This is a genomic window from Burkholderia sp. 4NA327C6 (assembly GCF_005502655.1).
Lineage (GTDB): Bacteria > Pseudomonadota > Gammaproteobacteria > Burkholderiales > Burkholderiaceae > Burkholderia > Burkholderia contaminans.
On record NZ_SCNZ01000010.1, the window covers coordinates 192165 to 211974 of the forward strand.

Here is a 19810-nt window from a genome sequence, read left to right on the forward strand (position 1 = left end):
GTGCCGATGCCCAGCAACATTCTCGTCGTTGAAGATGAGCCCGCGATTTCCGAACTGATCTCGGTGAATCTCCAGCACGCCGGTCACTGCCCGATTCGGGCGTACAACGCCGAACAGGCGCAGAACCTGATCAGCGACGTGCTGCCCGATCTCGTACTGCTCGACTGGATGCTGCCGGGCAAGTCCGGTATCGCGTTCGCGCGCGACCTGCGCAACAACGAACGGACCAAGCACATCCCGATCATCATGCTGACTGCCCGCGGTGACGAGCAGGACAAGGTGCTCGGCCTCGAAATCGGCGCGGACGACTACGTGACGAAGCCGTTCTCGCCGAAGGAACTGATGGCGCGGATCAAGGCCGTGCTGCGCCGTCGCGCACCGCAGCTGACCGAGGACGTCGTGTCGATCAACGGGCTGCGCCTCGACCCGGCCACGCATCGCGTCGCCGCGCATGCGGAAGGCAGCGAGATCAAGCTCGATCTCGGTCCGACCGAGTTCCGCCTGCTGCATTTCTTCATGACGCATCCGGAACGCGTGCACAGCCGCACGCAACTGCTCGACCAGGTGTGGGGCGATCATGTATTCGTCGAGGAGCGTACCGTCGACGTGCACATCAAACGATTGCGTGCGGCCTTGAAACCGGCCGGCTGCGATGCGATGATCGAGACCGTGCGCGGCAGCGGCTACCGGCTCGCCAAGCACGCGTAACGTATCCACGCATGCCGTGTGCCACGGCATGCCGTTCATTCTTTCGGGCGCTGAATCATGAACATCATCTGGGCGCGCTTTCTGGTGTCGCTCGTGCTGCTCGTGCTGATCGGCGTATTGGTCGGCGTCTTCGCCGGCCCGACCGCGGGCCTCGTGTTCGTGGTCGTGATGCTGGTCGCGCAGGGCTTTTTCAGTACCTTTCATACGCAGCGTCTGTGGCGTTTGCTCGATGCACCGGTCTATGGCGAGGTGCCGAGCGCGCCGGGCATCTGGGGTGAGATCTACTATCGCCTGCACAAGCTCGCGAAGCAGTGGCACGCACAGGTGCGTCAGGTCGAGCAGCAGCATTCGCGCTTCATCCAGGCGATCCAGGCGTCGCCGAACGGTGTCGCGATGCTCGACGACCACGACCAGATCGAGTGGTGCAACGCGATCGCCGAGGTCCATTTCGGCCTCGACGCGAAGCGCGACCTGCGCCAGCACATCACCAACCTGGTTCGCCATCCCGAGTTCGTCCGCTACCTGAATGCGCAGCATTACGAAGAGACGCTCGTGATGCGCGGCATGGGCGATTCGCGGCAGAACGTGCTGGAAGTGCAGGTGTTTCCGTACGGCGAGAATCGCAAGCTGCTGCTGACGCAGGACATCACCGAGCTCGAGCGGACCGATGCGATGCGGCGCGACTTCGTCGCGAACGTGTCGCACGAATTGAAGACGCCGCTCACCGTGCTGTCGGGGTTCCTCGAGACGATGCGCGAGCTGCCGCTGAACGAGGAAGACCGCGCGCGCTATCTCGAGATGATGGAGCAGCAGGCCTCGCGGATGCGGCACATCGTGACCGACCTGCTGGTGCTCGCGAAGCTGGAGGGCGAGAGCAAGCCGCCGCTCGATCGCGCGATCGACATGCGTGCCGTGTTCGACCATCTGAAGGAAGACGCGCAGACGTTGTCGAACGGGCATCACGACATCGCGTTCTCGATCGACGAGACGCTCGGCGTCACCGGCGCGCAGACGGAGCTGTTCAGCGCGTTCGCGAATCTCGTCACGAACGCGATCCGCTATACGCCGGAAGGCGGCAAGATCGTCGTGACCTGGCGGCGTGAGGGCGCGCAGGGCGTGCTTTCCGTCACGGACAGCGGCTTCGGGATTCCGGCCGCCGACCTGCCGCGGCTCACCGAGCGCTTCTACCGCGTCGACCGCAGCCGTTCGCGCGACACCGGCGGCACGGGGCTCGGCCTTGCGATCGTCAAGCACGTGCTGCAGCGTCACGACGCGCACCTGTACGTGCAGAGCGAGGAAGGGCGTGGCAGCACGTTCACCGCGCGCTTCCCGGGCTCGCGCATCATCGCGATCCGGCCGGCCGCTTACGAGGCATGATCGCGTAACGGCATCCGTCGCTCGTTCGGCAAGCGGCGGCATGCCGGGGTCGAAAAAAACGCAGCCAGCCGGCTGCGTTTTTTATTTGGAGCGACGCGGCGCGCGACTTGCGCCGCGCGGCCGGTTCAGGAGCAGAACTTCGCGAGCAACCCGAGTTGCGCGTTGCGGATCGTCTTGCCGGCGCGGCGCCGGCGGTAGTGGCCGTCGCTTTGCATCTGCCACGCCGACTGGTTGTCGCCGAGGCACACCGACAGGCCTTCTGCGATCACGCGCCGCTTCAGCTTGCGATCGCGGATCGGGAACGCGACTTCGACGCGGCGGAACAGGTTGCGGTCCATCCAGTCTGCGCTCGACAGATAGACGTCCTCGGTGCCGTTCGCGTGGAAATAGTAGATCCGGTGGTGCTCGAGGAAGCGGCCGACGATCGAGCGCACTGTGATGTTTTCCGACAGCCCCGGCACGCCGGGCTTCAGCGCGCAGACACCGCGCACGATCAGGTCGATCTTGACGCCGGCCTGCGACGCTTCGTACAGCGCCGCGATCACCGTCGGCTCCAGCAGCGCGTTCATCTTCGCGACGACGCGTGCGCGCTTGCCGGCGCGTGCATTGTCGATCTCTGCGCGGATCGAGTCGATGATGCGCGGATGCAGCGTGAACGGCGACTGCCACAGCTCGTGCAGCGTGAGTTCGCCGCCGATGCCGGTCAGTTGCTGGAACACGTGATGGACGTCCTCGCAGATCTTCTGGTCGGCCGTCATCAGCCCGAAGTCGGTGTAGAGGCGTGCCGTGCGCGGGTGGTAGTTGCCGGTGCCGAGGTGCACGTAGCGGCGTAGCGACGCCTTGCCGGCCTGCACGACGCGTCGCACGATCAGCATCATCTTCGCGTGGCACTTGTGGCCCACCACGCCGTACACGACATGCGCGCCGACGGCTTCGAGCTGCGACGCCCAGTTGATGTTGGTTTCCTCGTCGAAGCGCGCGAGCAGCTCGACGACGACGGTCACTTCCTTGCCGTTGCGCGCGGCTTCCATCAGCGCATCCATCAGCGGCGAATCGGTGCCGGTGCGGTAGATGGTCTGCTTGATCGCGACGACGCTCGGATCCCTCGCGGCCTGCTGCAGCAGTTCGAGCACCGGCTGGAAGCTCTCGTACGGGTGGTGCAGCAGGATGTCGCCGTTGTCGATCGCGTCGAACATCGTCGGCGCGTTCGTGATCGCGGACGGGGTCGACGCGGTGAACGGCGCGAACTTCAGGTCGGGACGGTCGACGAGATCGGGAATCTGCATCAGCCGCACGAGGTTCACCGATCCGGACACGCGATAGCAGTCCTTTTCGCTCAGTTCGCTTTCCACGAGCAGGCGGCGCACGATATGCGGCGGCGTGTCGGCCGATACCTCGAGGCGCACTGCATTGCCGAGGTGGCGCGCGGGCAGCTCGCCCTGCAGCGCGACGCGCAGGTTCGTGATTTCGTCCTCGTCGACGAACAGCTCGCTGTTGCGCGTGATGCGGAACTGGTTGCAGCTCTTCACGCTCAGCTGCGGGAAGAGTTCGCCGACGAAGCGCTGCATGAACGAGCTCAACAGCACGAAGCCGTGCTCGAAGCCCGACAGCGCGTGCGGCATGCGCACGACGCGCGGCAGTGCACGCGGCGCCTGCACGATGCCCATCACGGCCTGGCGGCCGAATGCGTCGCGGCCTTCGAGCTCGACGACGAAGTTCAGGCTCTTGTTCAGCACGCGCGGGAACGGGTGGGCGGGATCGAGGCCGATCGGCGTGAGCACCGGCAGCAACTCGTCGAGGAAGTAATTCCGCGCCCATTCGAGCTGCTCGTCGTTCCACGTGTCGCTCGCATGGAAGTAGATGCCTTCCTGTTCGAGCGCGGGCAGCACGGTTTCGTGCAGCATCGTGTACTGTCGATGCACGAGCCGCTGCGCGCGTTCGACGACGAGGTCGTAAGCATGTTGTAACGACATGCCGTCGGGCGTCAGTGCGCCGGGGTTGTCGCGGATCTGCTCCTGCAGGCCCGCCATCCGGACTTCGAAGAATTCGTCGAGGTTGCTGCTGGTGATGCAGATGAAGCGGAGACGCTCGAGCAACGGGACTTGAGGATCGGCTGCCTGGGCCAGCACGCGCTCGTTGAAACCGAGGATGCCGAGTTCACGATTGAGAAGCGGGTAACGGACGGACATCGGCAGAGTAGGGGGTGATTCGGGCGATGATTCGAAAGGACGCTCGGAAACTCTCACGGTACGATGACGTGCTGATGACAATCATGTATTTATATCGGGAAATTCTACGCCGTAACCGTTTCGTCTCATAAATGTTTCGGCTATATGCAATCGAGCAGGTTGTATGCCCGTGAAGCGTGGCAATGGCAAGCGTTCCACGCTTAAAATGTCGCCTTTGATTGACCGCCCACGGTTGTCGCACCGGCCGCCGCGGGCGAACGCGCACGGAGCCCCTTCTGATGGTTACAACCCCCCACTTGCTGGCTGCCGTGGATCTCGGCTCGAACAGCTTCCGGCTGATCGTCGGACGCGTCGAGGAAACGCCGGCGGGCAGCCAGATCTATCCCGTCGACGCGCTGCGCGAGCCCGTCCGGCTGGCCGCGGGCCTGTCGAGCGACAAGATGCTCGATCGCGCGTCGCAGGAGCGTGGCTGGGAAGCGCTCAAGCGGTTCGGCGAGCGCCTGCGCGATTTCCACCCCGATCACGTGCGCGCGGTGGCGACCAACACGCTGCGCGTCGCGAAGAACGCGGGCGAATTTCTCGGCGAAGCCGAAGCGGCGCTCGGTTTCCCGATCGAAGTGATTGCGGGCCGCGAAGAAGCGCGGCTGATCTATGCGGGCGCCGCGCACTCGGTGCCGGCGAGCGCGGGCAAGCGGCTCGTCGTCGACATCGGCGGCGGCTCCACCGAATTCATCATCGGCTCGCACTACACGCCGATCGTGATGGAGAGCCTCTATATCGGCTGCGTGAGCCACAGCCGTACGTTCTTCCCGGCCGGCAACGTCGACGAATACACGATGCGGCAGGCCGAGCTCGCGGCCAAGCGCGAGATCCAGATCATTTCGAGCGAGTACAAGAAGGCCGGCTGGGACCAGGCGATCGGCTCGTCGGGCACCGCGCGTGCGCTCGCGGAACTCGTCGAGGCAAACGGCTTCAATGATCCGGGCATCACGCACGGCATTTCGCGCGGCGGCCTCGAGCGGTTGAAGCGTGCGCTGATCAAGTCGGAGAACGTCAACCGGCTGAAGCTGATCGCGCTGAAGCCTGATCGCGTGCCGGTGCTCGCAGGCGGCCTCGCGATCATGCTCGCGGTGTTCGAGGAGCTCGGTGTCGACTACGTCGATACGACCGACGGCGCGCTGCGGCTCGGTGTGCTGTACGACCTGCTCGGCCGGACACAGCACGAGGACATGCGTGCTGTGACCGTCGAGGGCTTCACGCGCCGCTACGGTGTCGATCGCGCGCAGGCCGAACGGATCGGCGCGCTGGCGGCGCGTTTCTACGACGAACTCGAGGAAGCCGACGAAGAGGCGCGCGAGGAAGGCAGGATGTTCCTCGGTTGGGCGGCCGCATTGCACGAGATCGGTCTGTCGATCTCGCACAGCGCGTATCACAAGCATTCGGCCTATATCGCGAGCAACGCGGACATGCCGGGTTTTTCGCGCACCGACCAGGCGCGCCTCGCCGCGCTCGTGCTCGGTCACGCGGGCAAGCTCGGCAAGCTGTCGCAGGCGCGCGAGGTCGAGTGGCCGCTGCTGTTCTGCCTGCGGCTCGCGGCGCTGCTGTGCCGGCGCCGGACCGATGCGGGGCTGCCGGATATTTCCGTGTCGCAGATGAAGAAGGGTGGGTATGAAGTACGCCTGCCGAGCGCGTGGGTCGAGCAGAACCCGCTGACCGACTACAGCCTCAGCCAGGAGGCAGCCGAGTGGGAGAAGGTCGGAATCCCGTATCGCGTGGTGTATACCGGCGCGTAAGAGGTCGATGGCGGGGCTCGGAGGGGCTGGGCAGAGGGGGCGGCTCGATACCCCTCAGGATGGCCGCATGATCGTCCTGACGGGCGCTCAGTCCGACGAGCAGACGATCGCGGTCAGGAACGGAAACGCCTGCTTGACGGTCGCGTCGCTGCCGGCCTTGCGCACGGCTTCCTCCACCGCGCTCTTCGTGCCCCGCACCACGACGCCATAGGCCCAGTCGCCGATCGGCGTGCCGTCGCCCGGCCGGAAGATCGGGTCGTTCGCCTGGTATCCGAGGACGACATAGACGCCGAAGCCGTACGCCGTCAGCGCGTGGCTCGTGCGGAATGCATTGACCGAGTTCGATTCGACGTGCATCGGCTCCGACTGGATGTCGCCGGCGGCGAGCAGCGGCGCGACGAATTTGTGGCCGGTCGAGTGGCAGTCGAGTGCGTCGTCGAGCGCCTTGGCCGACGCGGTGCCGGCAGTCGCGAACGCGAGCAGCGATGCGCAGAGGGCGGTCTTCAGAATGTTGTTTTTCATGCGCGAGGGCGGGTTGTCCACGCGCATTATCGCGTGTTCCGGCAAGTACCGTATGCGGGCCGCGGATGGCTCGTTGGCCTGTATGCCGTCGGTAACTCGACGGGCCGGCCAGGCGGGCGCTCGATCCTTCCGTGTCACCCTTTCCTGCATTGAAAGCGAATGGCCATGAGCCATTTGCCTTGCGCCGACTTTCGAAACGGGGCCGCCGAGGGGTGCGGGGATCGTTGTAGCGTCGATGCCGCAATTGATCCCTACAATGAATCGAGGCGCTGCGAACCGGGAAGGAATCCCGGTTGACGCTTAATGGGCCCAGAAACGGAAAAGGGGCTACGGTATTAACCGTAACCCCTTGATTCCTTGGTCGGAGCGATAGGATTCGAACCTACGACCCTCTGATCCCAAATCAGATGCGCTACCAGGCTGCGCTACGCTCCGACGAGCCAAAGATTGTATCGTTGAAGGTCTGATCCGGTCAATCCCTATATGCGGGTAAATGCCGCGGCGGCAAGCGTCCGCCATTTGCGACAATTCGCCCGGTCATCGGCGGGCCCGGACGCATGGGCGCGGGGCCGCTCGCCGAAGCAAGGAGAACATCATGATGAACCTGATCCTGTGGCGCCACGCCGAAGCCGAAGACTACGCGACGAGCGATCTCGCGCGCCAGTTGACCGTACGGGGCCGCAAGGACGCGCAGGCGATGGCCAAATGGCTGCGTGGGCGGCTCGAGACGAACGCCGTGATCCTCGCGAGCCCGGCGGCACGCACCGTGCAGACGGTCGAGGCGCTGACCGACCAGTACCGGACGGTCGACGTGCTCGCGCCGGGCGGCAGCGTCGACGACGTGCTGGCGGCGGCCGGCTGGCCGGAAGGCATTGCACCGACGGTCGTGGTCGTCGGGCACCAGCCGACGCTAGGCAGCGTTGCCGCGCAACTGATCGCCGGCGGCGACGACAGCTGGAGCGTCAAGAAGGGCGGAATCGTGTGGCTGGCGAGCCGCACGCGTGACGGCAGCCGGCAGGCCGTACTGCGCGCGGTATTGACGCCCGACCTGCTGTGAGGCCCGTCTGAAGGGCTTTGAAGGGATTCGTCGTACGGTTTCGCAAGCTTTCTGCTAAAGTCAATTCGGCGACACGTCATTGAAAGGACACGGTCGTGCCACATAACGGTCACGGCCGATTACTACATTGGCGGGCATGTCGTCCTATTCCTTACGATCAGGAAAGCCTAATGCGAGAACTGCCGACGCCTACGCTCCCTTTTGCCTCGCTGCCCCTCGACACGTCGCGGCGCCACCTGCCGCGCGCTGCTGAAACCGTCACATCGGAGTATCGCCTGCGCGCCGCGTGGGCGCGTACGGAAGACGAATTGCGCGAAGCCCAGCGCCTGCGATACAGCGTGTTCGCCGAAGAGATGGGCGCGCAGGTCAGCGGCCCCTCCGGTCTCGACGTCGATCCGTTCGACGCGTACTGCGACCACCTGCTGGTTCGCGATCTCGACACCCTGAAGGTCGTCGGCACGTATCGCGTGCTGCCGCCGCACCAGGCGGCGCGTGTCGGCCGTCTGTACGCCGAAGGCGAATTCGACCTGTCGCGCCTCACGCACCTGCGCGGCAAGATGGTCGAGGTCGGCCGCTCGTGCGTGCACAGCGACTATCGCAGCGGCGCCGTCATCATGGCGCTGTGGGGCGGCCTTGGCGCGTACATGATGCAGAACGGCTACGAGACGATGCTCGGCTGCGCGAGCGTGTCGATGGCCGACGGCGGCCATTACGCGGCGAACCTGTACCAGTCGCTGTCGGCCGGCTCGCTGACGGCGCCGGAATATCGCGCGTTCCCGCACACGGCCCTGCCGGTCGACGAACTGCAGACGGGCACCGTCGTGGCGCCGCCGCCGCTGATCAAGGGTTACCTGCGCCTCGGCGCGAAGATCTGCGGTGCGCCGGCCTGGGATCCCGACTTCAACTGCGCGGATTTCCTGACGCTGTTCCGCCTGTCCGACATCAACGCGCGCTACGCCCGCCATTTCCTGGGCTGAGCCGTCGGAATCGCGTCGCGCCCGTCCGGGCGCGCGCAAGCGAACGCCGTCGCGTGGCACGAGCCGCGCGACGGCGTTCGTCATCTGATCGACGTGTGTGAATCGGACCCCGTTAATTTCGGCGATACGCGATCACCACCGTGCCGCGGGACGGCACGTTCGAGAACGGCCCGGGGAAGGACCGGACGGCAGGGGCGCGCTTAGTGCTTGCGCCGCCAGTCGAGCAGGTGGTGTTCGGCCATCCAGTGGTGGATCATCCCTTCGCCTTCATGGTTGCGCTTGTATTCGCGCGACTCGAAGAACGACAGGGCGACGAGCACCATCAGACCGACGAACAGCCCGATCAGGCCGGCAATTTCTTCAGACGACATGGCAGCCTCCTTTCCACGGCACAGCGCCATGCGTACATAGTAGGACATGCGTGGCGCGACTCCGAAGCAGGATTTCCGCTAGACTCGGCGCGGTCCCGGCGCGCGATGGGTGCGCCGATTTCCGGAGCCATACCCGATGACCCGTTTCATGCTGGCCGTGCTGGCCGCATCTTTTCTCGCCGGCTGTACCAGCGATCCGCATCAGGCCCGTCGCGGCCATCCGCCGGAAGATCCGGCCGACTATCACGGCGTGCCGACCGACATGACGCCGCCGTCGATGCTCGACGCGCCGCCGCCGAAACCCGCGCAATAACGGCTGGGTCGCCCGCCGTCAGGCGCGGGCCGCGGGCGCGTCGGCGCCGATGTGCCGCAACAGCGCGGGCAGGTAGCGCGCCAGCGTCGCGCCGCGTGCGGCCATGAAAAGCAGCAGCGCGAACCAGAGGCCGTGATTGCCGAACGTGCCGACCGCGGCGAGCGTGGCCACGACGAAGATCGAGAACGACGCGACCATTGCGCGCATCAGCGATTGCGTCTGCGTGGCGCCGATGAAGACGCCGTCGAGCAGGAAGCCCCAGACCGACACGATCGGCGAAAGCGCGGCCCACGGCAGGTAGCGCAGCGCCATTTCGCGGATCTCGGCCTGGTCGGTCAGGCGCGCGACGATCCAGCCGCCGGCGGCCCAGTACACGAGTGCGAACAGCAGCGCGCCGAGCGCCGACCAGAACAGCGTGACCCGTACGGCCTGCCTGAACGCGCTGCGGTCGCGCGCGCCAGCGGCCGCGCCGACGAGCGCTTCGGCCGCGTGCGCGAAGCCGTCGAGGCCGTACGCCATGAACGTCTGGAAATTCAGCAGCAGAGCGTTTGCCGCGAGCGTCGCATCGCCTTGTTTTGCACCGAGGTGCGCGAACCAGCCGAATGCGCCGAGCAGGCACAGCGTACGCAGGAAGATGTCGCGATTGAGGACGATCAGCCGCTTGAGCGCGACGCGGTCGGCGAGTGCATGTACCGCGATCGGCGCAAGGCCGCGCGGCCGCAGCCGCCACAGCATCCATGCGCCGAGCGCGAAACCGCATGTGTCCGCGGTGGCCGTCGCGGCGCCGATGCCGGCGATGCCCCAGCCGAAGCCATACACGTAGAGCAGCACGGCGCCGATGTTCACCGCATTGATGAATGCCTGCGCGACGAGCGCGAGCCGCACGCGCTGCATGCCGAGCAGGTAGCCGAGCACGACGTAGTTCGCGAGCGCGAACGGTGCGCTCCAGATTCGCGCATGGCTGTAGGCAAGCGCCGTGGTGCGGACGGCGTCGCTGCCGCCGAGCGCGGACAGCGCAAAGGACAGCAGCGGCACCTGTAGCGTCAGCACCGCGGCGCCGAGTGCGAACGCGACGATCAACGCGCGCAGCAGGTTCAGGCGGATTCCGGCGGCGTCGCCGGCGCCGTGCGCCTGCGCGACGAGGCCGGTCGTCCCCATCCGCAGGAAACCGAATCCCCAGAACACGAAATTGAAGAACAGCCCGCCGAGCGCGACGCCGCCCAGGTACTGCGTGCCGTCGAGGTGGCCCGCGACGGCCGTGTCGACGGCACCGAGGATCGGCTGGGTCAGGTTCGCGAGGACGATCGGGAACGCGAGCGCGAGGACACGCCGGTGCGTGACGGCAGCCGTGCCGGCCCCGTGCGGTAACGCGGCTTCGGACATGGCGGACGCGTCAGGCGCGTTCCTGCACGCAGACCCAGGGCGAGACGACGACCGCCCACAGCTCGGGGTTGCGCGTCGCGTAATCGGCAGCGGTTTCCGCCGGCATGCGTGCGACGAGGCCCGCCGACAGCCAGCGCGTGACCTGCTCGGCATCGTCGTCGGCAACGGCTTCCGCGACGCTGACGAGATCGAGGTCGCGCGCCACGGACAGCAGCTTGCCCTGCGCGAAGAAGCGTTCGAGATCGCACCAGTCGATCTTGGCGGTTTCGCCGAGGAGTTTGGCGTAGAGCGGGCTGTGCGACGCGCCCGCGTCGGAGTGGTGATCAGAGGACATCGTTTTCTAGGAAAGACTGCGTAGTGGCGCCACTATAAACCATCCGGCAAGGCCGGCGGCACGGGGGCCACCGGCCTACGCGTCGCGCAGCGCGCGGCGCACGATCTTGCCGGTCGCGGTCATCGGCAGGCTGTCGACGAACGCGATCGCGCGTGGATACTCGTGCGCGGCGAGGCGCGTGCGCACATGTGCCTGCAGCGCCTGCACGAGCGCCTCGTCGCCGGTGTGGCCGGGATTCACCACCACGAACGCCTTGACGATCTCGGTGCGCGTCGCGTCGGGCACGCCGACGACGGCGGCCATCCGCACCGCCGGATGCGTGAGCAGGCAGTCCTCGATCGGGCCCGGGCCGATCCGGTAGCCGGCGCTCGTGATCACGTCGTCGTCGCGGCCGACGAAGCGCACGAAGCCGTCGGCGTCGATCGTGCCCGTGTCGCCGGTCAGCAGGTAGTCGCCGGCGAACTTGTCGCGCGTCGCGTCGGCGTTGCGCCAGTATTCGAGGAACATCACGGGGTCGGGGCGGCGCACCGCGATGCGCCCTTCGACGCCGGGTGGCAGCTGCGTGCCGTCCGCGTCGACGATCGCGACCGCATGGCCGGGCACGGCCTTGCCGATGGCGCCGGGCTGCGCATCGAACAGCGCCGCGCACGACGACAGCACCATGTTGCACTCGGTTTGCCCGTAGAACTCGTTGATCGTCACGCCGAGCGCATCGCGCCCCCAGGCCGTCAGCTCGGTGCCGAGCGATTCCCCGCCGCTCGCGACGGATTTCAGCGACAGCGCGTAGCGTTCGCGCGGTGCCGGGACGGTGCGCATCAGCTTCAGCGCGGTGGGCGGCAGGAACGCATGGGTGACGCCGTGCCGTGCCATCAGCGCGAACGCCGCGTCGCCGTCGAATTTTTCGAAACGGCGGGCGAGTACGGGTACGCCGTGATGCCACGACGGCAGCAGCACGTCGAGCAGGCCGCCGATCCATGCCCAGTCGGCGGGCGTCCAGAACAGGCGCGCGTCGCGCGGGAAGCACTGCTGCGACATCTCGACGCCCGGCAGGTGGCCCAGCAGCACGCGATGCGCGTGCAGCGCGCCTTTCGGTTTGCCCGTCGTGCCGGACGTATAGATGATGACCGCCGGATCGTCGGCGGCCGTATCGGCCGGCGCGAAGTCGGGTGTTTCGGCGGCGAGCGCCTCGTCGTAGCGCAGCACGCCCGGCTGATCGGGCGCATCGTCGCCGATGCAGTAGACGGTATGCAGTGCCGGCAGCTGGGCGCGCAGCGGCGCGATTTTCGCGTAGCCGGCCGCGTCGGTGACGAGCGCAGCGGCCTCGCTGTTCGCGAGCCGGTATTCGAGCGCATCGACGCCGAACAACGTGAAGAGCGGCACCGCGATCGCGCCGAGCTTGTACGCGGCGAGGTGCGCGACGGCCGTTTCGGGGGCCTGCGCGAGAAAGATGCCGATGCGGTCGCCGCGCCGAAGGCCGGCGCGCGCGAAGCTGTTCGCGAGCCGGTTAGAAGCATTCCTCAGGTCGTCGAACGTGATACGAAAAACGTCGCCTTGCGCCGTTTCGTGGACCAGCGCGAGGCGTCCGCTGCCGTCGGCCCATTTGTCGCAGGCGTCCACGCCGATGTTGTAGCGCGCCGGGACGTCCCACGCGAAGCGGGAGAGCAGGTCGTCGTAGCGATCGGCGGCGGGCAGCATCGAGGTGTCTCCGGGGGGCGAACGTGGCGTCGCGCGAGCGGCTTACATCAGGATTTCACGCAGACGAATCCACAATGGCGTCCGAGGGTAGGGAATGTTCGTACTCGTCCACAGCCTCGGCTCAGTGCACGATTCCACAATGACGCATAAGATCACGAAAAAATCAGTGTGTGACCATGGATTTGCTTCTGATAGCTGCGGGGTTCAGCCTGATAGGAATCGGCGTACTGGTAGCGTTTGCCCGTCACGTCGATCCGTTGTCCGGCCGGTTCACCGGACGTCTGCGCAAGCGCTGACATCACCTTTCCCGGTTTTCACCGCGACGACACGCGATGCGTGCCGGCATCGCGTGTCGTCTGTCGGGTGCTCAGCGCGCCGGCAGGTAGCGTGACGGGTCGATCGATCGGCCGCCGTAGCGCAACTCGAAATGCAGCGCGACCCGATCGCTGTCGCTGTTGCCCATCTCGGCGATCGATTGCCCTTGCGTGACCGACTGGCCTTCCTTCACCAGCAGCGCGCGGTTGTGCGCGTAGGCGGTCAGGTAGTCGGCGTTGTGCTTGAGGATGATCAGGTTGCCGTAGCCGCGCAGCCCGTTACCCGCATAGACCACCACCCCCGGCGCCGCCGCGACCACCGGCGTGCCCGGCGAGTTCGCGATGTCGATGCCCTTCGATTTCGAGCCGTCGAACGTGCGGACCACATTGCCGGCTGCCGGCCAGATCAGCGCGATGCTCGAGGCCGGCTTGACGGCCGACTCGACCGGTGCGGAAGGCGCGGGGCGGGCCCGGCCGGCACTGCCGGTGCCGGTGGTCGACGGCGTCGATGCGGTGGTCGTGCCGGCCGGCGGCGCGACGCGCAGCACCTGGCCGACTTCGATCGCATCGGGGTTCGTCATCTGGTTCCAGCGCACGATGTTCGATACCGACGTGCGGTTGTCGCGCGCGATCTTGTAGAGCGTATCGCCACGCTCGACGCGATAGAACCCGGGGCCGACAGGCGCGGAGCCGCACGCGACGAGCATGGCGGCGCAGGCGGCTGCGAAGAGTCGCTTCGTTGTTGTTCCGAACATTGAACCTCGCAAAACCCTGCCGCTCGTGACGCGGCAGGCAACACAAAACGTCCGATTTTAACGGGTTCGACCCGCGCGCCGCAGTTTGGGCTGTTATCGGGGCTGCGGCGCGCTGCCTGACGGCGTCTCGGCCTGCGTATCGAGCCTGCGTATCAGCCGGCGAGCGGGAGGACGCGAATCCGCAGCGTGGCCGTTTCGGTCGCGCCGGGCGCCAGCATGCGCAGCCCGAGGCCGTTGTGGATCGCATCCGGCAGGCCGAGCCACGGCTCGACGCAATAGAAGTCCGAATCCGGCTTCTCCGTCCAGGTCGTCACCGCGTACCAAGGGATCGAACCCGGCACGTCGAGCGCGATCTCGATCGTGCGGCGGCGGCCCGGCATCACGATGCGCACCGGCGTGGCCGGTACGCCGTCGAGGCAGTGGAAGCGGTCGACGATATCCGGGTTGTCGAGGTGATAACGGGTGTTGCCTGGTTCCGGCGTGCTGATCGAGCCGTCGGCCTGCTGCGCGCAACGATGCGTGGGCGGCAGCTCAAGCGTGGTTTCGGCGCGTTCGCCGTGCGGCAGCGCGAAATAGAAATGGTGGCCGGCGTAGTAGGGCAGCGGCGTGTCGCCGCGATTGGTCGTCGTCAGCGCGACTTCGAGCGTGTGCGAGTCGGCCAGCCGGTAGGTCGTCTCGAACCGGAAGTCGAACGGGTAACTTGCGCGCAGCGCGTCGGTCGCGTCGAGCGTCATCGACAGCGCGGCGCCATCGGCCGACGGCCGCGCGGCGAACGGCAGGTCGCGCGCGAAGCCGTGCATCGGCAGGTCGCGCACCACGCCGGCGGCGTCGCGCCAGCGGCCGAGTTCGCCATCGACGCGATGACGGCCGAGGAACGGGAACAGCAGCGGGTTGCCGCCGCGCACGCGCGCGAGATTGCTCCAGTCGGCCGTGTCCGGCCAGAAGATCACCGGTTCACCGTCGACATCCCATGACAGCAGGCGGCCGCCGAATTGCGGAGCGACCCGGACGAGCGACGGGCCGGCGTGAAGTTCGTGAATGTCGTGTTGCTGGAAGGTCGGCATGGCGAATCGGGTTGGGCGGGTGGACGGGAACGGCGCGCTCCATTATCGGGCCATGGAGGCTCGGGGAAAACCCTTCTCGGGAAATCGCGAGTTTTTAAGACTGCCGACGGTCGGGATAATGGCTCTAAACCGGTGATGTTGCCGGGTCATGACACTTCGTGGAGGGGGCCATGGATCTGGCAATGGCAATGGGTATCGCACTGTTCGGCATGTTCACCGGCAGCACGGTATTATTTTTCTATCAGCTCGGCCGCTGACGGCAATTCCTGCCGAAATCGAAAGGCCCGCCATGCAAATGGCGGGCCTTTTGCTTTCTGACTGCTTACAAGATGCAAGCGTTTGTGTGCATTGCCGCAATATCCAGCCAAATGCCTTGGCGCAGTAATCCGGGCTCGGCATAATCGGGGCGCGTTTTTCGGACGCGCATCGCGTCGTCCGCTTCTCTTTCCGCTCAAACTTCACTAAAAGGACCGACGCGTGAGTCTCTGGTTTCTGGTATTCCTGAGCGTCCTGCAGGGCGTCACCGAACTCTTCCCCGTCAGCAGCCTTGGCCATACGCTGCTCGTGCCGGCGCTGTTCGGCATGCACATCGACAAGCACGCACCGCAACTGCTGCCGTTCCTCGTCGCGCTGCACCTCGGCACCGCGCTGGCGCTGCTGTGGTATTTCCGCGCGCGCTGGATCGCGCTGATCAGCGGTTTCTTCGCGCAGCTCGGCGGCCGCAAGAACGACGACGGGCACCTGATGTGGGCGCTCATCATCGGCACGATCCCGACCGGCATCGTGGGGCTGCTCCTCGAGAAGCGCATCGAACGCGTGTTCCACGACCTGCGGATCGTCGCCGTCGCGCTGATCGTGAACGGCGTGCTGCTGTGGCTCGGCGATCGCATCCAGCGCAGCCGCGCGCATCAAGCGCCGGAGAAGATGACGTTCAAGCAGGCGTTCTTCGTGGGTCTCGCGCAGATCGGCGCGCTGATTCCGGGCTTCTCGCGCAGCGGGCTGACGATGATCGCCGGCAATGCCGCAGGGCTGACGGCGGAGAAGGCTGCGGAATTCTCGTTCCTGCTCGGTACGCCGATCATTTTCGCGGCGGGTGTGCTCGAACTGCCGAAGCTGTTCCATGCGCGCGACCAGCTTGCCGATGCGCTGCTCGGCGGCGTGCTGACGGCGATCGCCGCGTACCTGAGCGTGCGGTTCCTGATGCGCTACTTCGAGGGGCGTGGCCGGCTGGCTTCGTTCGGCGTGTATTGCGTGATCGCCGGTGTGTTCTGTCTCGGCTGGTTCATGCTGCATCCGCAGCCGGTTTGAGGTTGCGATGGCTCGCTTCGCGTGATCTGACGCGATGATCGGGTATAATTTCGGGCTCGGCTTCATGCTGGGCCCGTTTTGTTTCGGGGCTTCGAGGTGGGTGGTTTTGTCGTCGCTCGATGCCCGGTGTCAAATGTGGCCCGTGCCAGCCGTGTCTTTTCTCCCCGACCGCCCTTAGCTCAGTTGGATAGAGCAACGGCCTTCTAAGCCGTAGGTCACACGTTCGAATCGTGTAGGGCGGGCCAGCTTGATCCCTCGAAGACCTTCACCAGTCCGCCCCGGATTGCACAACCCCCCTCACTCAACCGTCACCGATTTCGCCAGATTCCTCGGCTTGTCGATATCCGCGCCACGCAAACACGCCGCGTGATACGCGAGCAACTGCAACGGCACCACGTGCAGGATCGGCGACAACAACCCGTAGTAATCCGGCATCCGCAACACCGACACGCCTTCGCTGTTGTCGATCCGCGTATCGGCATCGGCGAACACGTAAAGCTGGCCGCCGCGCGCCCGCACTTCCTGCATGTTCGACTTCAGCTTCTCGAGCAACGCGTCGTTCGGTGCGATCGTCGCGACGGGCATCGTGTGCGTCACGAGCGCGAGCGGCCCATGCTTCAACTCACCCGCGGGATACGCCTCCGCGTGAATGTACGAAATCTCCTTCAGCTTCAGCGCACCTTCGAGCGCGATCGGGTAGTGCAGCCCGCGCCCGAGAAACAGCGCATTCTCGTGTTGCGAGAACTCCTCCGCCCAGCGCTCGATCTGCGGTTCGAGCCCGAGCACATCCTCGAGTGCACCGGGCAGCCGCCGCAATTGCATCGTGTAGCGCGCGAGCTGCGCATCGTCGACGTAGCCGCGCAGCCGGCCGAGCGTGACGGCGAGAATGAACAGCGCGACCAACTGGGTCGTGAACGCCTTGGTCGACGCGACGCCGATTTCCGGGCCGGCCCGCGTCAGGAAGCGCAGGCCGGTCTGCCGCATCATCGCGCTGGTCGGCACGTTGCAGATCGCCAGCGTGTCGATATGGCCGAGCGCCTGCGCGTACTTGAGCGCGGCGAGCGTGTCGGCGGTCTCGCCGGATTGCGACACGCTCACCACCAGCGTGTTCGGCATCGCGAGTGCGTCGCTGTAACGGTATTCGCTCGCGATCTCGACCTGCGCGGGTACGCGCGCGATCGTTTCGAGCCAGCGACGCGCGGTCAGTCCGGAATAGTGACTCGTGCCGCACGCGAGAATCAGCACGTTGTCGATCTGCTCGAACGCGCGCGCGGCGTCGGGGCCGAATACGGCCGGATCGAACAGCCCCGCATCCGGGATGGTCGCGGCCACGGCCTCCGGTTGCTCGAAAATCTCCTTCTGCATGAAATGCCGGTACGGCCCGAGTTCGACCGCGGCCTGCGCGGAGGAAATGGTTTGTACCGCGCGTTCGACCGGTGCACCGCCACGATCGAGTATGCGCACGCCGCCAGGCGTCAACTCGACGATGTCGCCTTCCTCGAGAAAGATGAAGCGGTCGGTGATGCCGGCGAGCGCGAGCGCGTCGGAGGCGAGAAAGCATTCGCCGTCTTTCAAGCCGACGACGAGTGGTGAGCCGACCTTCGCGCCGATCAGCCGTTGTGGTTCGTGCTTGCTGAACACGGCGATCGCGTACGCGCCGTGAAGCTGTGAAGTCGCCGCGCGCACGGCGGCGAGGAGATCGCCGCGGTACTTGCTATGGATCAGGTGCGCGACGACTTCGGTATCGGTCTGGCCATCGAATTCATAATGCGCATCAGAAAGTTGCTTGCGCAACGTTTCGTGGTTTTCGATGATGCCGTTATGCACGAGCGCGATTTCGTCGCGCGAGAAGATCGGATGCGCGTTGCAGGTTGCCGGTGCGCCGTGTGTTGCCCAGCGCGTGTGCGCGATGCCGGTGCTGCCGGTGAGGCCGGTGGTGCGCACGTGCGCGTCGAGATCGGCGACACGCGACACACTGCGTTCGCGGCGCGCCTGGCCGTTCACGACCGTCGCCACGCCGCATGAATCGTAGCCGCGATACTCGAGGCGGCGCAACCCTTCAATCAGAACCGGGACGATGTCCCGTTGCGCGACTGCGCCGACGATGCCACACATGACACGTCTCCTCCCTGTTAGTCATCATGGACCGCGCACGCCGGTGCGTCAGCGCGATGCGGTTGCCGTTGCCGCTGCCGTCGTGAGTCCGCATCGAGCGGGGATGACGGGCGCGGCCATCCGGCTTTCGAATGCCAGATAAAGCGATTCCTCCAGTACGTTCCAGTGCGCGCCGTGCCGGTACGGGCCCGATCGCGCTTGCCAGCAGGCGACGTTGCCCCAATCGCCCATCTTGAGCGCAACAAGCGCGATCAGGCTCCACGGATAATCTGTGTTGGCGAGTTGCGGCCAGCTCTTTCCATACTTCTTCATCCACTGCGTGTAGATCGTCTCGCCGGATTGTTCGGGAACCTGAATACCGGAAAGGAGCGGGAGGATCTGCGCGATCTTCGCCGGATAAAAACTCGTGTCGCTGACCTGCTGCGTGCTCGCACGAAAGCCGGATCCGGCGCCGCGCCAGAAGACCCTCAGGATCGCGGACGCCAACTGGTCGGCGCGCTGGCTCCACGGTCCCGCATGCGTGTAGTCGGCGCGCCGGACGTAGTACGCCGCGAGGGCCTGGAACGCGCTGTGTACTTCGACGTTGTCCATCAGCAATGCGACATGCAGCGACGACGAGATCTGATAGACGCCGCAGGACTTGTCGAGCAGCGTGTCCAGATGCACGCCAGCGCGGTTCAGGCTGAGCTCCCAGGCCGCAGGCAAGCCGTCAGGCGGCGCGAAGCGGGCGAGCAGTTCGATCCAGGTCGCCGTCATCGCGTCATCGGTTTCCGCGTCGGCGCATGCGCGGTAGCGGCCATTTTTCACGCAGTAGCGTTCGAAGCTGCCGTCCGGGCGCTGGCGAGGCAGCAGCCATGCGATCCACGCGAGTGCAGCCTGACGCGCATCGAGTTGCGCGTCGGACGCGGCGAGCAGCGCCTTCGCCGCGAAATACGGATCGATGCCGACGCCGTTCAGGCGCACGGTGATCGCACCGTCGGCGCGTTGGTACAGCCCGTTGAGGCGGAGTTCAGCGGCGCTCGCGTGCAGCGCGAAACCGCACGCAGCGATACAGCAGGCGACGTGCCACAGGCGACACAGCGCGACGGTGGCCGCTACGCGCGAGCGTACGGTCGGGCAAAGCGCGGGCCGGTTCATGGTCGTGGGCTCCTGCGCGGCAGTCCTGTGCAATCGTCGCCGGGCGCGGCGTTGGCCGCGTGGCGCCTGGCGGGCGGGTCGACGTTGTGGCTCGGGTCTCCGTCATGCGGGTGAAACCGAGGCTGGTAGCGATGTTTGCGTTCACGGGCGGGTTCCTTACTTCGGAGCGGGAACCTTGCTCGTAGATCGCGCGTGCTTCAACAGGGCGCGTCGGCACTTTCGGCGCGCTGGAGCGCTCGTCGTTCGCTCCACGCGGACCCGTTGCGTTTCCAGCCTGTTTCGTTGCCGAGGCGCGTCCGGTCGTCCGCTGCCGGGCGAGTGTTTCGAAGCACACCTGTCTGTCATTAAGCAAGGCGTGAGCCATCGGCCGGGATGCCAAGCACGGCAAGGGGCGGGGG

Annotated in this window: 18 protein-coding genes and 2 tRNA genes; 8 read left to right on the forward strand and 12 right to left on the reverse strand. The window is 66.1% G+C overall.

Annotated elements, in window-relative coordinates; translation table 11 throughout:
- The first annotated feature begins 6 nt into the window (after window positions 1-6).
- Together phoB and phoR are read left to right on the forward strand one after the other, a co-directional pair.
- The gene (gene phoB / locus FFS49_RS13410) at window positions 7-708 is read left to right on the forward strand and encodes a phosphate regulon transcriptional regulator PhoB (protein ID WP_027787869.1); all 702 of its coding nucleotides are present in this window, start codon (window positions 7-9) and stop codon (window positions 706-708) included.
- 57 nt (window positions 709-765) lie between these two features.
- Window positions 766-2085 carry a phosphate regulon sensor histidine kinase PhoR gene (phoR, locus tag FFS49_RS13415; RefSeq protein WP_105815749.1) on the forward strand — a complete coding sequence of 440 codons (1320 nt, stop codon included), beginning with the start codon at window positions 766-768 and terminating at the stop codon, window positions 2083-2085.
- Between the two features lie 125 nt (window positions 2086-2210).
- Here phoR and ppk1 read toward each other — a convergent pair whose 3' ends face one another.
- A complete protein-coding gene (ppk1, locus tag FFS49_RS13420) occupies window positions 2211-4274 on the reverse strand; it encodes a polyphosphate kinase 1 (protein WP_137909902.1) in 2064 nt (687 codons plus the stop codon).
- A gap of 278 nt (window positions 4275-4552) precedes the next feature.
- Here ppk1 and ppx point away from each other — a divergent pair, with 278 nt between their 5' ends.
- Window positions 4553-6067, forward strand: coding sequence for an exopolyphosphatase (gene ppx / locus FFS49_RS13425; protein WP_039347642.1), 1515 nt, complete (start codon window positions 4553-4555; stop codon window positions 6065-6067).
- An 87-nt stretch (window positions 6068-6154) separates the two neighbouring features.
- Here ppx and FFS49_RS13430 read toward each other — a convergent pair whose 3' ends face one another.
- Both FFS49_RS13430 and FFS49_RS13435 read right to left on the reverse strand, forming a co-directional pair.
- Window positions 6155-6589 carry a hypothetical protein gene (locus FFS49_RS13430; RefSeq protein WP_039347888.1) on the reverse strand — a complete coding sequence of 145 codons (435 nt, stop codon included), beginning with the start codon at window positions 6587-6589 and terminating at the stop codon, window positions 6155-6157.
- 358 nt (window positions 6590-6947) lie between these two features.
- A tRNA-Pro gene (locus tag FFS49_RS13435) sits at window positions 6948-7024 on the reverse strand.
- Between the two features lie 160 nt (window positions 7025-7184).
- On the opposite strand from FFS49_RS13435, the gene sixA reads away from it, so the two are divergent.
- Together sixA and FFS49_RS13445 are read left to right on the forward strand one after the other, a co-directional pair.
- Window positions 7185-7646: a phosphohistidine phosphatase SixA gene (gene sixA / locus FFS49_RS13440; RefSeq protein WP_105815751.1), complete on the forward strand. Its 462-nt coding sequence runs from the start codon at window positions 7185-7187 to the stop codon at window positions 7644-7646.
- Window positions 7647-7816: 170 nt separating this feature from the next.
- A complete protein-coding gene (locus FFS49_RS13445; RefSeq protein ID WP_011351620.1) occupies window positions 7817-8623 on the forward strand; it encodes a GNAT family N-acyltransferase in 807 nt (268 codons plus the stop codon).
- Window positions 8624-8823: 200 nt separating this feature from the next.
- Here FFS49_RS13445 and FFS49_RS13450 read toward each other — a convergent pair whose 3' ends face one another.
- On the reverse strand, window positions 8824-8994 hold the full coding sequence (locus tag FFS49_RS13450) for a hypothetical protein (RefSeq protein WP_171026759.1): 171 nt from the start codon (window positions 8992-8994) through the stop codon (window positions 8824-8826).
- Window positions 8995-9130: 136 nt separating this feature from the next.
- Here FFS49_RS13450 and FFS49_RS41960 point away from each other — a divergent pair, with 136 nt between their 5' ends.
- Window positions 9131-9307 carry a hypothetical protein gene (locus FFS49_RS41960; protein ID WP_095146129.1) on the forward strand — a complete coding sequence of 59 codons (177 nt, stop codon included), beginning with the start codon at window positions 9131-9133 and terminating at the stop codon, window positions 9305-9307.
- Between the two features lie 18 nt (window positions 9308-9325).
- On the opposite strand, the gene FFS49_RS13455 is transcribed toward FFS49_RS41960, so the two are convergent.
- From FFS49_RS13455 to FFS49_RS13475, 6 genes are all read right to left on the reverse strand, one after another.
- Window positions 9326-10690 (reverse strand): MATE family efflux transporter, encoded by a 1365-nt coding sequence (locus FFS49_RS13455; RefSeq protein ID WP_105815752.1) that lies wholly within the window; start codon window positions 10688-10690, stop codon window positions 9326-9328.
- A gap of 10 nt (window positions 10691-10700) precedes the next feature.
- The gene (locus FFS49_RS13460; RefSeq protein ID WP_039347631.1) at window positions 10701-11024 is read right to left on the reverse strand and encodes a DUF2288 domain-containing protein; all 324 of its coding nucleotides are present in this window, start codon (window positions 11022-11024) and stop codon (window positions 10701-10703) included.
- Window positions 11025-11099: 75 nt separating this feature from the next.
- Window positions 11100-12719, reverse strand: a complete 1620-nt coding sequence (locus FFS49_RS13465; RefSeq protein ID WP_105815753.1) for an acyl-CoA synthetase — start codon at window positions 12717-12719, stop codon at window positions 11100-11102.
- Between the two features lie 152 nt (window positions 12720-12871).
- Window positions 12872-13018, reverse strand: a complete 147-nt coding sequence (locus FFS49_RS41965; protein WP_162489645.1) for a hypothetical protein — start codon at window positions 13016-13018, stop codon at window positions 12872-12874.
- Between the two features lie 68 nt (window positions 13019-13086).
- On the reverse strand, window positions 13087-13788 hold the full coding sequence (locus FFS49_RS13470; protein ID WP_105815754.1) for a peptidoglycan DD-metalloendopeptidase family protein: 702 nt from the start codon (window positions 13786-13788) through the stop codon (window positions 13087-13089).
- A 152-nt stretch (window positions 13789-13940) separates the two neighbouring features.
- On the reverse strand, window positions 13941-14852 hold the full coding sequence (locus FFS49_RS13475; RefSeq protein ID WP_105815755.1) for an aldose epimerase: 912 nt from the start codon (window positions 14850-14852) through the stop codon (window positions 13941-13943).
- 477 nt (window positions 14853-15329) lie between these two features.
- Here FFS49_RS13475 and FFS49_RS13480 point away from each other — a divergent pair, with 477 nt between their 5' ends.
- Both FFS49_RS13480 and FFS49_RS13485 read left to right on the forward strand, forming a co-directional pair.
- Window positions 15330-16160, forward strand: a complete 831-nt coding sequence (locus FFS49_RS13480) for an undecaprenyl-diphosphate phosphatase (protein ID WP_039347620.1) — start codon at window positions 15330-15332, stop codon at window positions 16158-16160.
- Window positions 16161-16328: 168 nt separating this feature from the next.
- Window positions 16329-16405 (forward strand) — tRNA-Arg (locus tag FFS49_RS13485).
- A 52-nt stretch (window positions 16406-16457) separates the two neighbouring features.
- On the opposite strand, the gene glmS is transcribed toward FFS49_RS13485, so the two are convergent.
- Window positions 16458-18275: a glutamine--fructose-6-phosphate transaminase (isomerizing) gene (glmS, locus tag FFS49_RS13490; RefSeq protein WP_105815756.1), complete on the reverse strand. Its 1818-nt coding sequence runs from the start codon at window positions 18273-18275 to the stop codon at window positions 16458-16460.
- A 48-nt stretch (window positions 18276-18323) separates the two neighbouring features.
- Window positions 18324-19412 (reverse strand): hypothetical protein, encoded by a 1089-nt coding sequence (locus FFS49_RS13495; protein WP_105815757.1) that lies wholly within the window; start codon window positions 19410-19412, stop codon window positions 18324-18326.
- Between the last annotated feature and the right edge of the window lie 398 nt (window positions 19413-19810).